The organism is Streptomyces millisiae, assembly GCF_031845425.1.
Classification (GTDB): Bacteria; Actinomycetota; Actinomycetes; order Streptomycetales; family Streptomycetaceae; genus Streptomyces; species Streptomyces millisiae.
In genome coordinates, this window is sequence record NZ_JAVREM010000078.1 from 14,747 (window position 1) to 27,263 (window position 12,517).

A 12,517-nucleotide genomic window follows, 5' to 3' on the forward strand; every position below is an offset into this window, starting at 1 on the left:
GTCGCCGCGGATACGGCAGGATCTGAAGATGGATCGTGTACGTGACGTCCGGTCGCTCCCCAAGGCGCACCTGCATCTGCACTTCACCGGGTCGATGCGTCCCGGAACGCTGCTCGAGCTGGCCGACAAGTACGGGGTCAGCCTGCCGGATGCGCTGAGCGGGGACCGGCCGCCACGGCTGCGGGCCACGGACGAGCGCGGCTGGTTTCGCTTCCAGCGGCTCTACGACGCGGCGCGCGCCTGCCTGCGGGCCCCCGAGGACATCCAGCGGCTGGTCCGCGAGGCGGCCGAGGAGGACCTGGCGGACGGCTCGCGCTGGCTGGAGATCCAGGTCGACCCCACGTCGTACGCGCCGCGGCTCGGCGGCCTGATCCCCGCGCTGGAGATCATCCTGGACGCGGTGGAGACCACGGCGCGGGAGACCGGCCTCGGGATGCGGGTGCTGGTGGCGGCCAGCCGGATCAGGCACCCGCTGGACGCCCGCACCCTGGCCCGTCTCGCCGTCCGCTACCGGGACCGCGGGGTCGTCGGGTTCGGCCTGTCCAACGACGAGCGCCGGGGCATGGCGCGCGACTTCGACCGGGCCTTCGCGATCGCCAGGGACGGCGGGCTGCTGGCCGCGCCGCACGGCGGGGAGCTGTCGGGCCCGGCCAGCGTCCGTGACTGCCTCGACGACCTGCGGGCCGCGCGGATCGGCCACGGGGTGCGGGCGGCCGAGGACCCCTACCTGCTGGAGCGGCTGGCCGCGGCGCGGGTGACGTGCGAGGTGTGTCCCGCGTCCAACGTGGCGCTCGGGGTCTACGAGACGCTGGCCGACGTGCCGCTGCGGACCCTGTGGGGCGCGGGCGTGCCGATGGCGCTCGGCGCGGACGACCCGCTGCTCTTCGGCTCGCGGCTGGCCGCGCAGTACGAGATCGCCCGGGAGCACCACGGCTTCACCGACGTCGAGCTGGCCGAGCTGGCCCGCCAGTCGGTGCGGGCCTCGGCGGCGCCGGAGGACGTGCGGGAGAAGATCCTGGTCGCGATCGACGAGTGGCTGGCGGTGTAGGGCCCGCGCTCAGAGGTCGACGCCGACCAGCACCGGCTCGTTGACCAGGGTGACGCCGAAGGCCGCGCGGACCCCGTCCCGCACCTCGCGGGCGAGGTCGAGCACGTCGGCGGCCGTGGCCCCGCCGCGGTTGGTGAGGGCGAGGGTGTGCTTGCCCGAGATGCGGGCGCGGCCCGTGCCGTAGCCCTTGGTGAAGCCGGCCCGGTCGATCAGCCAGGCGGCCGACGTCTTGGTGCGGCCCTCGCCGGCCGGGTAGGCGGGCGGCGCGGCGTCGGGCCCGAGGCGGTCGGCGACGCGGGCGAGGAACGCGGCGTGCTCGGCGTCGTCCAGGATCGGGTTGGTGAAGAACGAGCCGGCGGACCAGGTGTCGTGGTCCTCCGGGTCGAGCACCATGCCCTTGCCGGTGCGCAGCTTGAGGACGGCCTCGCGCGCCCTGCCGACGGGCACCCGCGCCCCTGGGGCCACGCCGAGCAGCCTGGCGGCCTCGGCGTAGCGGATGGGCCCGGAGAGGCCGCCGGCGTCCTCCAGGTCCAGCCGGACCCGGAGCACGACGTGGCGGTCGGGCTCGGCCTTGAAGCGGCTGTGCCGGTAGGCGAAGCCGCACTCGGCGCCGGGGATGGTGACGACGGCGCGGGCGGCGCGGTCGTAGGCGACGACCTCGCTGATGACGGAGGAGACCTCCTGGCCGTAGGCGCCGACGTTCTGGATCGGGGTGGCCCCGGCGGAGCCGGGGATGCCGGCCAGGCACTCGACGCCGGCGAGCCCGGCGTCCACGGTGCGGGCGACGGCGTCCGACCAGTTCTCGCCGGCGGCGAGCTCCAGGCGGGTGCCGTCGAGGTGGTGTCCCGTGGTGGCGACGCGCAGCGCGGTGCCGGGGAAGCCGGCGTCGCCGACGAGCAGGTTGCTGCCGCCGCCGACGACCAGCAGCGGCGTCCCGGCCTCGTCGGCGGCGCGCACCTCGGCGACCACCTCGTCGTCGGTCTCGGCCACCACGAGCCGCCGCGCCGGGCCTCCGACCCGGAGGGTGGTCAGGGGCGCGAGCGATGCGTTCTGGGTCTCCTGCACCACCCCAGCCTAAGCGCCCTGCCGGGCGCGGCGGCTCGAAGGGCGTGGGTGGCGCGGCCGGTCCGGCACGTCGACCACGTCAACCGACGCGGGCGCCGTAGACGTGGTCGACGGTCATGCTCATGAGCACCCGGCGGTCCGAGACCATCACGGAGCGGTACTCGTCCCAGTCCGGGTGCTCGCCGGCGGCCCTGCGGTAGTACTCCACCAGGGCCTCGACCTCGGGCCCGTGCGGGTCGGTCCCGGGACCGGTGAGCGTGGCCACGCCCTCGGCCGTGGCCCACGACCACCCGTCGGCGCTGGTGACCTCCAACGTGGCCCGCGGATCGCGCCGCAGGTTCACCGTCTTGGCCCGCCCCTCGGTGATGGAGACGAGGATGACCTCGGCCTCCCGGTCGTAGAACGGCATGACGGGCGACAGCTGCGGCCGCCCGTCGGCCTTGATGGTCGCCAGCACCCCGAGCCGGCTCTCCGCGAGCAGCTCACGCGGATCGAAGGACGCGGTCGTCGTCATGAGGCGATCATCACCCCTGACATCGTGTCAGGGTCAAGCGGAGCCTCCTCCGGCCGGGGGCCGCCGAGAGACCAGGCGGCCACGGCTGGCACGGATACCGGAGCCCCGCGGCCTTCCGAACCCGGAGCGGCGAAGCCGCCGGCAGGGCCGAGGCCCCTTCGGGGCGTTCAGCCCGCCAGGGCGGCCCCTCAGGAAAGACGGACGACCGCCCGGGCGAGGCCGAGGACCTTCTGGCCGGCGCTGCGGGCCGTGATGTCGACGCGGACGGTGCGGGCCTCGTCGTCGAGGAGGGCCGCGACCTTCGCGGTGACCTCGATCTCCGCGCCCTTGTCGTCGTCGGGGACGACGACCGGCTTGGTGAAGCGCACGCCGTACTCGAGCACCGCGCCCGGGTCGCCGGCCCAGTCGGTGACGACGCGGCCCGCCTCGGCCATGGTGAACATGCCGTGCGCGATCACGTCCGGCAGGCCCACCTCCTTGGCGAACCGCTCGTTCCAGTGGATGGGGTTGAAGTCGCCCGAGGCGCCCGCGTACCGCACCAGCGTGGCGCGGTCGACCGGGAAGACGGCGCCCGGCAGCTCGGTCCCGACCTCGACGTCCGCGTACGCGATCCTCGCCGCCACGCCTACTCCCCCGCCCCGCTCATCCTGGCCACCAACTTGGTGTGCACGGTCACCACATGCTCGCCGGACGCGTCGTGCACGTCGCCGCGCACGTCCACGATCTCGTTGCCGGCGCGCGAGCTCACCGCCTCGATGACCGAGGTCACCGAGAGCCGGTCGCCGGCGCGCACCGGGCGGGCGTAGGCGAACTTCTGGTCGCCGTGCACCACCCGGCTGTAGTCGAGGCCGAGCTGCGGGTCCTGGATGACCGTCTGGGCCGCCGCGAAGGTGATGGAGAACACGAAGGTCGGCGGGGCGATCACGTCCGGGTGGCCGAGCGCCTTGGCCGCCTCCGGGTCGGTGTAGGCCGGGTTGGCGTCCCCGATGGCCTCGGCGAACTCGCGGATCTTCTCGCGCCCCACCTCGTAGGGCGCGGTGGGCGGGTAGCTCCGCCCGACGAAGGACTCGTCCAGTGGCATGGGACCCCTCTCGACTCGACTGCCCGGCCTGACGGTGACCGGCCAGACAGCCTACGAGGCCGCTCCCGGGGACGGGAGCGGCCTCGTCTACGAAACTCTGCGGTCGCTGTTAGCGGGTCTCGCGGTGTGCGGTGTGCGCGTTGCAACGCGGGCAGTGCTTCTTCATCTCCAGGCGGTCCGGGTCGTTGCGCCGGTTCTTCCTGGTGATGTAGTTCCGCTCCTTGCACTCCACGCAGGCCAGCGTGATCTTCGGGCGGACGTCTGTGGCAGCCACGTGAGTGCTCCTTGACGGATGGACGGGTAAAACACTTGCTTCAACACAGAGAGAGTAGCCGATCGGAGGACTTAGCCCTCAATCGGCTACTGGGGGTAGCGGCGACCGGACTTGAACCGGTGACACAACGATTATGAGCCGTTTGCTCTACCGACTGAGCTACGCCGCCCCTGAGATGAGAGTCCCCGCCGATGACGGAGACCGACATCCCAGAGCCCCAAAACGGAATCGAACCGTTGACCTTCTCCTTACCATGGAGACGCTCTGCCGACTGAGCTATTGGGGCGAGCGCTGAAGAGATTACACGGTCCCGGGCAGAAGGAGAAATCCATAGGGAGTGGGGACCAACCGCCGACCACCACGGCGGTACGACTATTCCCTCCTTGCCCTCCCGGGCCCCGCCCGCCCCGTACGCTCCATGCCGATGCTTGCACTCAGGGGACCTCGGCTCGCCGACGGGCGCACCGTCGACCTCCTGCTGAGCGCGGAGCGGATCGAGGCCGTCGGCACCCCGGGGAGCCTGGCCCCGCCCGCCGGCGCGCAGGAGGCGGATCTCTCCGGCTACCTGCTGCTCCCGGCGCCGGCCGAGCCGCACGCCCACCACGACACGGCCCTGACCGGCTCCGGCGGCGGGCCGCCGGCGACCGGCCAGGCGGCGCTGCGCCGCCGCATCACGGAGGCGGCGCTGATCCAGCTCGGGCACGGGGCCACCGCCCAGCGCAGCCACGTCAGGATCGGCGGCGCCGAGTCGCTGGCGGCGCTGGAGGCCGCCCTGGAGACGGCCCGGGCGCTGCGCGGCCTGGCGGAGCTGAGCGTGGTCGCGGTGCCCCGGCTGCTGACGGGCCTGGCCGGGGCCGAGAACCGGGCGCTGCTGAGCGAGGCGGCCAAGATGGGCGCCGGGGCGCTCGGCGGCTCGCCCGATCTCGACCCGGATCCGGCCGGCTACCTGGACGTCGTGCTGGGCATCGCGGAGGAGCACGGTTGCGCGATCGACCTGCACACGGACGGCGCCGACCCGGCCAGGCTCGCCCGGCTGGCGTCGGCGGCCGGCGCCTGCCGGTCCGGGGTGGCGATCGGCCCCTGCGGCGGGCTCTCGCTGCTGGCGCCGGATGACGCGGCGCGGGTGGCGGGGCGGCTCGCGGCCGCCGGGATCACCGTGGTCTGCCTGCCGCAGGGCCCGTGTGGGCTCGCCGCCTCGCGGGGCGGGGCGGCGGTGCGGCTGCTCACGGCGGCCGGGGTGCGGGTGGCGGCGGGCGGCGGGGCGCTGCGGGACGCGGTCAACCCGGTGGGGCGCGGGGACCCGCTGGACACGGCGCACCAGCTGGTGGCGCGCGGCCTCTACCGCCCGGCCGAGGCCTACCGGGCGGTCAGCGGCCGGGCCAGGGCCGCGCTCGGGCTGCCCGAGGTGCGGATCGAGGCGGGCTTTCCGGCCGAGCTGCTCGCGGTGCGGGGGCGCACGGTGGCCGACGCGCTCTCCCTGGCGTACAGCAGGCTGGTGATCCACCGGGGCCGGATCGTGGCCAGGACCAGCGCCGTTCGCGAGTACTGCGGTGCCGGGGCGGCCGGTGGGCCGGAACTCCCGCGCCAGGCCACCGGATACTGACCGGCCACGTCTCCTTGTCATGGTCTTCGCAACAGGAGACACTTCGTGACGGTTCGTCGGACATGGGATGTCGGACGTACCGAGCCGCGTTCGTCGAGCGATGCCCGAGCCGGAAGGCAGGACCTGGCATGGCGTTGACCCTTCGTCGAGCGGCGGTCGCCGCCGCGACCCTCGCTCTCACCCTCCTCCCCCTCCCCTCACTCGCCGCCGCGCCGGACGCGGCACCGGGCGCCGACCCGACGGCCATCGAGCAGCAGGTGATCTTCCGCGCCGCCGAGGACGGCGGGTACGCCTGCTTCCGCATCCCCGCCATCGTGCGCACCAACGCCGGCACCCTGCTGGCGTTCGCCGAGGGCCGCACCAACGACTGCACGGACGGCGGGGACATCGACATCGTCGTCAAGCGGTCCACGGACGGCGGCCGCACCTGGAGCCCGTACCAGGTGATCGACGAGGGCGCCGGCGACACGCACGGCAACCCGGCGCCCGTCGTGGACACCAGGACCGGCCGGATCCTGCTGCCGTCCACCCGCAACCCGGGCGTGCCGGGCGGCGGCGACTGCCAGGCGCCGTGCCAGCGGATCCCGTACCTCTCCCACAGCGACGACGACGGCCTCACCTGGTCGGAGCCGCGCAGCCTGGCCGAGGAGCTGCGTCCCGACGACTGGAACTCCTGGTACGCCACGGGCCCGGTGCACGGCGTCCAGCTGACCAGGGGTGAGCACGCCGGCCGGCTGGTGTTCACCGTCAACGCGGAGAGCTACGCGGACGGCCGCATCACGCACGGCCACGCGGCGCTCGCCTACAGCGACGACGGCGGGGACAGCTGGGCGCTCGGCGCGGTGGACAGCTACCCGGTGGGTGCCGACGGCACCTGGCGGCAGCGGCCCTCCGAGGCGACGCTGGCCGAACTGCCCGACGGCACGCTCTACATCAACGGCCGGGAGCAGGGCGGCACCGACCTGGGCCACCGCACGCACGCCTGGAGCAGGGACGGCGGCGAGACCCTCACCGCGCCGTACCGGGCGGTGCCCGACCTCTACGCGCCGCAGGTGCAGGGCTCGGTGCTGCCGTTCGACGACGAGCGGCTGCTGCTCGCGGTGCCGTCCGACCCCGACCGGCGGCGCCGGATGACGATCCGCTCCTCCTGGGACGGCGGCCGGACCTGGGAGAGCGTCGAGCAGGGCGCGCTGGTGACCACCGACTGGTCGGGCTACTCGGACATGGTCAGGATCGACGGCGCGACGGTCGGCCTGATGTACGAGGCGGGCCCGGTGGACGCGCGGGACGAGATCAGGTTCGCGCGCTTCGGCGCGGACTTCCTCGGCGCACGGGACGGCGCGGGGCCGACGACCCGCGACGCGGCGCGCGGCGCCGCGCCCGCCACGGTGCACGGCGGCGCGGCCACGACGGACGGGCGGTTCGGTGCCGGCGTGGCGTTCGACGGCGCCGACGACGCGGTGCGGCCGCCGTACGGGGATGAACTCCCGCTCGGCGACGGTGACTTCACGGTGAGCCTGTGGTTCAGGTACGAGGCGACGAGCGGGCAGCACCCCTTCCTGTGGATGGGCGGGGTAGGCGGGAACAATCCACAGGTGTGGATCCGCGCCGAGCCCGGCAGCGGGCGGATCCGCGCGCTGCTGACCGCCAGGGACGGCGGGTCGCCGCCCGCCTCGGCCTCGGTGGACGCGCCGGCCGCCCACAACGACGGCCGGTGGCACCACCTGGCGTTCACCCGCGCCGACGGCCGGCTCTCGTTGGCGGTGGACGGCGGCGAGCCGGTGACGGCGGCCGACGTGGCGGGCAGCGTCAGCCGCAACTCGACGTTCGGCGTCCACCTGGGGCAGCGTCCCGACCGCCTGCAGTGGATGTCGGGGGCGCTCGACGAGGTGCGGGTGTACGACCGGGCGCTGTCGGCGGGCGAGTTGGCGTGGCTCAGGGCGTTCAACGTCGGCCCCCGGGGCGCCGTCGTGTCGCTGCCGCTGGACCGTGTCCGGTAGCGGCATGACGTACGGTCGCCGGTATGCGCACAGTCATCGCGGGTGGACACGGAAAGATCGCGCTGCGGCTGGAGAGGCTGCTGGTGGCGCGGGGCGACGAAGCGGTGGGGCTGATCAGGAACCCGGAGCACGCGGCGGAGCTGCGGGCCCTGGGTGCCGAACCGGTGGTCTGCGACCTGGAGTCGGCGTCGGTCGCGGAGGTGGCCCGCGCCCTGGAGGGCGCGGACGCGGCGGTCTTCGCGGCGGGCGCGGGCCCGGGCAGCGGGGCGGCCCGCAAGGAGACGATGGACCGGGCCGGTGCCGTGCTGTTCGCGGACGCGGCGGAGCTGGCCGGGGTGCGGAGGTTCCTGGTGGTCTCGGCCATCCACGCGGACCGGGAGCCGCCGCCCGGCACCGACCCGGTGTTCGTGGCCTACCTGCGGGCCAAGGCGGCGGCGGACGCGGACATCAGCGCCCGCACCGGGCGCCTGGCGTGGACGATCCTGCGGCCCGGCGGCCTCACGGACGAGCCGGGCACCGGCCGGGTGACGCTGGCGGAGTCGGCGGAGCGTGGCTCCATCAGCCGGGACGACGTGGCGGCGGTGCTGCTCGCCCTGCTGGACACCCCCACCACGACCGGCCTCAGGCTCGATCTGGTGGGCGGGCCGACGCCGATCGCCCAGGCGGTCTCGGAGGCGGCCCAGGTCGCCCGCTGATCCGGCGGAGCCGACTGTCAGTGGTGGCGGTTACGGTGAGTAACGACCAGTCGGTCTCCGAAGGAAGGGGAGAAGGCCCATGGGTTCCTGGCACTGGGCGGCGCTCGGCGCCGCGGTCGTGACGTTGGCCGGCACCACCGCCGGCGGGGGTGGCTCCGCCAGCGCCGCGGCGCCGGAGCGCGTGGCGTCCGTGCCGTTCGTCTCCGGCGAGGGCGGCTACGACACCTACCGGGTGCCGGCCGCCGTCACCACGCCGACCGGGGCGCTGCTGGCCTTCGCCGAGGGCCGGGTCGGCGGGGCGGGGGACAGCGGCGAGATCGACGTCGTCGTCCGCCGCTCGGAGGACGGCGGCCGCACCTGGGGGCCGCTGGACGTGGTGGCCCACGGCGAGGGCGACACCCGGGGCAACCCGGCGCCCGTCATAGACCCGGCCACCGGCCGGCTGGTCCTGCTCACCTGCTACAACAGCGGCGAGGTCACCGAGGCCCAGATCATCCGCGGCGAGGTGACGCCCGAGCAGAGCCGCCGGGTCTTCGTGCAGTACAGCGAGGACGACGGCCGGTCGTTCACCGAGCCCCGGGAGATCACCGCCGACGTCAAGCCGGAGGAGTGGCGCTGGTACGCCACCGGTCCCGGGCACGCCCTCGCGCTCACCGAGGGCCCGCACGCCGGGCGGCTCGTCGTGCCGGCCAACCACTCGGCCGCGCCGCCGGCCGGCTCGCCCGACACCGGCGCGGAACCCGGGTACTACGGTTCGCACGCGCTGCTCAGCGACGACGGCGGCGAGACGTGGCGCGTCGGCTATGTGGACGACAGCTACGACGGCGTCATCAACTCCAACGAGTCGACCGCCGCCGAACTGCCGGGCGGCCGCGTCTACTTCTCCGCCCGCGACCAGCACGGCACCAGCACGGGCAACCGGGCGGACGCCGTCTCGACGGACGGCGGCGAGTCGCTGGAGGGCGGCACCTTCGCCATCCAGGGCAGCCTGAACGACGTGCCGGTGGTGCAGGGCAGCGTGCTGCGCCCCGGCGGAAAGGGCGCGCCGCTGCTGTTCTCCGGGCCGTCCAACCCGACCGCCAGGGAGTCCCTGGCGGTCTGGCGCAGCGACGACGAGGGCCGCTCGTTCAGGAGGGTGGTCACGCTCTCCGCGCTGCCGGCGGCCTACTCGGACCTGGTCGCGGTGGACGACGACACGGTCGGGGTGCTGTACGAGACGGGCGACGAGGGCCCCTACGAGCGGATCGAGTTCCGCTGGCTGGGGGCCCTCTAGTCAGGCGGGGTGGAGGCCGGCGGCGCGCAGCAGTTCGGCGACCCGCGCCTCCTCGTCCGCGGAGAGTGGGACCTGCGGCTCGGCCGTCGTCGCGTGGTCGATGACGCCGAGCAGCCGCAGCGCCGCCTTGAACGCGCCGATGGCGGCCGAGCCGCGGCCCATCCGCTCGGGCGGGGCGGCGTCCACCACGGCGAACAGGGCGAGCAGCCGCTCCTGTTCGGCCCGTGCCAGGTCCCACTCGCCGGCCGCCGCGTGCCGCACGATGCGCACATAGCCGTGCGGGTCGACGTTGCCGAGTCCCGGCACGACGCCGTGCGCGCCGAACTGCAGGGCGGTGTCGACGAGCAGCTCCGAGCCGGTGAGGACGCTGAAGCCGTCCGGGGCGCCGATGGCGACCGACCGCAGCGTGGCCTGGTCGCCGCTGGAGTCCTTGAGCCCGGCCAGCGTCCCGTCGGCGGCGAGGCCGAGCACCAGGTCGGCTTCGAGCTTGCTGTGCACCGAGGACGGCAGGTCGTAGGCGAGGAGCGGGGCCCCGGTGTGCTTGGCGATCAGCTGGAAGTGCCGGGCGATCTCCACCGGGTGGGTCCTGGCGTAGAACGGCGCGGTGGCCACCACGGCGTCGGCGCCGGCGGCGAGCGCCGTCTCCGCGTGGGCCAGCACGCGGGGCGTGGTCATGTCGATGGCGCCGGCGAGCACGGGCAGCGCGCCGGCCACGTGGCGGGTCACGGTCTCCACCACCAGGCGGCGCTGGTGGTCGGTGAGGTAGGCGGCCTCGGAGCTCGACCCGAGGACGAACAGGCCGTCGACGCCGGCGCCGGCGAGGTGGTCGACCAGCCGGGTGAGCGAGCGGGTGTCCACCGCCCCGGCCGGGGTGAGGGGGGTGCAGACGGGCGGGATCACTCCGGTGAGACGGCCGGGGGGCAGGGTCATGTGCGTTCCCTCGTGCGTTGTGCGTTCTCGCGGATGGTTCTCTCAGGCGGGTTCTGGGGAGGTGGCGGCCCGGGCGCGGCGCGCCTGGTCGACGAGGTCGCCGGTGGAGTCCGCGCCGGCCACCGGGTGGTGGCAGCGGTACCGATGGTCGCCCTCGTCGGTCGCGAAGTCCGGCATCGACGCGGCGCACGCCTCGTCGGCCTTCCAGCAGCGGGTGCGGAAGGGGCAGCCGCTCGGCGGGCGCACGGCCGAGGGCACGGGACCGACCAGCGGGATCGGCTGGATCGGGTGCAGCAGCCCGGGCGTCGCCGAGAACAGCGCCCTGGTGTACGGGTGCCGCGCGTGCTCGGTGACGCGCGCCGCCGGCGACTCCTCGACGACGCGGCCGAGGTACATGGTGACGACGCGGTCGCTCATCCGCCGCACGGTCTGGATGTCGTGCGAGACGAACACCAGGGCGAGGCCGAGCCGCTCCTTCAGGTCGAGGAGGAGGTTGAGTATCTGGGCGCGGACGGAGACGTCGAGCGCGCTGGTCGGCTCGTCGGCGATCAGCAGCTCGGGTTCGAGGGCGAGGGCGCGGGCGATGGCCACCCGCTGCCGCTGGCCGCCGGAGAGCTGGCCGGGCAGCCGGTCGGCGAGCGACGCGGGGAGCCCGACCAGCGCCATCAGCTCGCGGACGCGCTCGGCGCGCTGCGCCGGGGTGCCGCGGCCGTGCACGTCGAGCGGGTCGCGCAACACGCGGTGGATCGGCAGCCGGCGGTTGAGCGCGGTCGCCGGGTCCTGGAAGACCATGCCGAGCCGGGTGCCGACGGTGACGCGGCGCTCGCCGGCCGGCATCGCCCACAGGTCGCGGCCGCGGTGCGCGACGGTGCCGCTGGTCGGGCGCTGCACGCCGATCAGCACCCGGGCCAGGGTGGACTTCCCGCAGCCGGACTCGCCGACCACGCCGACGGTCTCGCCGGGCGCGATGGTGAGGCTGGCGCCGGTCAGCGCGTACACCCGGTCCCTCCTGAACAGGCCGCCGCTCCTGGCCGGGAAGACGACGTGGGCGTCGGTGACCGCCATCAGGGGCTCGCTCACGGGGCCACCTCGCTTTCCGCAACGGCTGGGTGGTGGCAGAGGACGACGTGCCCCGGCCCCTCGGCCGGGCGCTCGGGCGGCACGGCGGCGCAGTCGGCGTCGGCGAACGGGCAGCGGTCGGCGAACCGACAGCCCGGCGGGAAGTCGGCGGGCGAGGGGACGACGCCCGGGATCTGCGTCATGCGCTCGGCCGTGGCCTCCAGGGAGAGGACGGAGCCGAGCAGGCCCCGGGTGTAGTGGTGGGCCGGGGCCGCCACCAGGTCGGCGGTGACGCCGGTCTCCACGATGTGGCCGCCGTACATGACGGCGACCCGGTCGGTGACGTCGGCCACCAGCGCCAGGTCGTGGGAGACGAGGATCAGCGCGAACCCGAGCTCCTCGCGGAGCCGCAACAGCAACTCGATGACCTGCGCCTGGACGGTGACGTCGAGGGCGGTGGTCGGCTCGTCGGCGACGATCAGCCGCGGATCGCGGGAGAGCGCCATGGCGATGAGCACGCGCTGCCGCTGGCCGCCGGACAGCTCGTGCGGGTAGCTGCTGAGCACCCGCTCCGGGTCGAGGCCGACGAGCTCCAGCAGTTCGGCGGGGGTGCGGTGGCCGCCACGGCGGACCAGCTGCCGGAGCTGGGCGCGGATCGTCATGGCGGGGTTGAGGGAGGAGAGGGCGTCCTGGTACACCATCGCCATCTCGTGCCCGAGCAGCCGCCGCCGCTCGCGGGCCGACAGGCCGACGAGCTCCCGCCCCTGGAACCGGACACTGCCGCCGACCCTGGCCTCGCGCGGCTGGAGCCCCATGACGGTGAGCGCGGTGAGCGTCTTGCCGCAGCCGGACTCCCCGACCACGCCGAGCACTTCGCCGGCCCGCACCTCGAAGCTGACCCCGGCCACGACGTCGGTCGGGCCGAACCCGACGACCAGCCGGTCGACGGCCAACACGGGCTCCCCCGCCCGCCCG

General features: G+C 74.7%; 13 protein-coding genes and 2 tRNA genes. 5 read left to right on the top strand and 10 right to left on the bottom strand.

The window, feature by feature from the left end:
• Positions 1 to 28 precede the first annotated feature (28 nt).
• Positions 29 to 1,048, top strand: a complete 1,020-nt coding sequence (locus tag RNC47_RS31870) for an adenosine deaminase (RefSeq protein WP_311603832.1) — start codon at positions 29 to 31, stop codon at positions 1,046 to 1,048.
• Between the two features lie 9 nt (positions 1,049 to 1,057).
• Here RNC47_RS31870 and RNC47_RS31875 read toward each other — a convergent pair whose 3' ends face one another.
• The 7 genes from RNC47_RS31875 to RNC47_RS31905 form a co-directional block, all read right to left on the bottom strand.
• The gene (locus RNC47_RS31875; protein ID WP_311603833.1) at positions 1,058 to 2,113 is read right to left on the bottom strand and encodes a UDP-N-acetylmuramate dehydrogenase; all 1,056 of its coding nucleotides are present in this window, start codon (positions 2,111 to 2,113) and stop codon (positions 1,058 to 1,060) included.
• A gap of 79 nt (positions 2,114 to 2,192) precedes the next feature.
• On the bottom strand, positions 2,193 to 2,627 hold the full coding sequence (locus RNC47_RS31880; RefSeq protein WP_311603835.1) for a PPOX class F420-dependent oxidoreductase: 435 nt from the start codon (positions 2,625 to 2,627) through the stop codon (positions 2,193 to 2,195).
• 188 nt (positions 2,628 to 2,815) lie between these two features.
• Positions 2,816 to 3,250: a MaoC family dehydratase gene (locus RNC47_RS31885; RefSeq protein WP_311603837.1), complete on the bottom strand. Its 435-nt coding sequence runs from the start codon at positions 3,248 to 3,250 to the stop codon at positions 2,816 to 2,818.
• Positions 3,251 to 3,252: 2 nt separating this feature from the next.
• Positions 3,253 to 3,708: a MaoC family dehydratase N-terminal domain-containing protein gene (locus tag RNC47_RS31890; protein ID WP_311603839.1), complete on the bottom strand. Its 456-nt coding sequence runs from the start codon at positions 3,706 to 3,708 to the stop codon at positions 3,253 to 3,255.
• A gap of 109 nt (positions 3,709 to 3,817) precedes the next feature.
• A complete protein-coding gene (rpmG, locus tag RNC47_RS31895) occupies positions 3,818 to 3,982 on the bottom strand; it encodes a 50S ribosomal protein L33 (protein WP_077059582.1) in 165 nt (54 codons plus the stop codon).
• A 96-nt stretch (positions 3,983 to 4,078) separates the two neighbouring features.
• Positions 4,079 to 4,151, bottom strand: a tRNA-Met gene (locus RNC47_RS31900).
• A 44-nt stretch (positions 4,152 to 4,195) separates the two neighbouring features.
• Positions 4,196 to 4,268: transfer RNA gene (locus RNC47_RS31905), tRNA-Thr, on the bottom strand.
• A gap of 132 nt (positions 4,269 to 4,400) precedes the next feature.
• On the opposite strand from RNC47_RS31905, the gene RNC47_RS31910 reads away from it, so the two are divergent.
• From RNC47_RS31910 to RNC47_RS31925, 4 genes are all read left to right on the top strand, one after another.
• Positions 4,401 to 5,585 (top strand): amidohydrolase family protein, encoded by a 1,185-nt coding sequence (locus RNC47_RS31910; protein WP_394814925.1) that lies wholly within the window; start codon positions 4,401 to 4,403, stop codon positions 5,583 to 5,585.
• Positions 5,586 to 5,713: 128 nt separating this feature from the next.
• Positions 5,714 to 7,585, top strand: a complete 1,872-nt coding sequence (locus RNC47_RS31915) for a sialidase family protein (protein WP_311603844.1) — start codon at positions 5,714 to 5,716, stop codon at positions 7,583 to 7,585.
• 23 nt (positions 7,586 to 7,608) lie between these two features.
• Positions 7,609 to 8,280 (top strand): NAD(P)H-binding protein, encoded by a 672-nt coding sequence (locus RNC47_RS31920; protein ID WP_311603846.1) that lies wholly within the window; start codon positions 7,609 to 7,611, stop codon positions 8,278 to 8,280.
• A gap of 79 nt (positions 8,281 to 8,359) precedes the next feature.
• A complete protein-coding gene (locus tag RNC47_RS31925; RefSeq protein ID WP_311603848.1) occupies positions 8,360 to 9,553 on the top strand; it encodes a sialidase family protein in 1,194 nt (397 codons plus the stop codon).
• On the opposite strand, the gene RNC47_RS31930 is transcribed toward RNC47_RS31925, so the two are convergent.
• The 3 genes from RNC47_RS31930 to RNC47_RS31940 all read right to left on the bottom strand — a co-directional run.
• Entirely contained in the window at positions 9,554 to 10,483 is a 930-nt protein-coding gene (locus tag RNC47_RS31930) for a dihydrodipicolinate synthase family protein (RefSeq protein ID WP_311603849.1), read from the bottom strand.
• Positions 10,484 to 10,525: 42 nt separating this feature from the next.
• Entirely contained in the window at positions 10,526 to 11,548 is a 1,023-nt protein-coding gene (locus tag RNC47_RS31935) for an ABC transporter ATP-binding protein (protein ID WP_311603853.1), read from the bottom strand.
• A gap of 11 nt (positions 11,549 to 11,559) precedes the next feature.
• On the bottom strand, positions 11,560 to 12,517 hold a 958-nt coding region (locus RNC47_RS31940), incomplete at its 5' end, for an ABC transporter ATP-binding protein (protein WP_311603851.1).

Excerpts from the sequence above, each read along its gene's own strand:
- RNC47_RS31920 (WP_311603846.1), top strand. The coding sequence starts at position 7,609 with ATGCGCACAGTCATCGCGGGTGGACACGGAAAGATCGCGCTGCGGCTG.
- RNC47_RS31880 (WP_311603835.1), bottom strand. The coding sequence starts at position 2,627 with ATGACGACGACCGCGTCCTTCGATCCGCGTGAGCTGCTCGCGGAGAGC.
- RNC47_RS31890 (WP_311603839.1), bottom strand. The coding sequence starts at position 3,708 with ATGCCACTGGACGAGTCCTTCGTCGGGCGGAGCTACCCGCCCACCGCG.
- RNC47_RS31910 (WP_394814925.1), top strand. The coding sequence starts at position 4,401 with ATGCCGATGCTTGCACTCAGGGGACCTCGGCTCGCCGACGGGCGCACC.
- RNC47_RS31925 (WP_311603848.1), top strand. The coding sequence starts at position 8,360 with ATGGGTTCCTGGCACTGGGCGGCGCTCGGCGCCGCGGTCGTGACGTTG.
- RNC47_RS31870 (WP_311603832.1), top strand. The coding sequence starts at position 29 with ATGGATCGTGTACGTGACGTCCGGTCGCTCCCCAAGGCGCACCTGCAT.
- RNC47_RS31930 (WP_311603849.1), bottom strand. The coding sequence starts at position 10,483 with ATGACCCTGCCCCCCGGCCGTCTCACCGGAGTGATCCCGCCCGTCTGC.
- RNC47_RS31915 (WP_311603844.1), top strand. The coding sequence starts at position 5,714 with ATGGCGTTGACCCTTCGTCGAGCGGCGGTCGCCGCCGCGACCCTCGCT.
- RNC47_RS31935 (WP_311603853.1), bottom strand. The coding sequence starts at position 11,548 with ATGGCGGTCACCGACGCCCACGTCGTCTTCCCGGCCAGGAGCGGCGGC.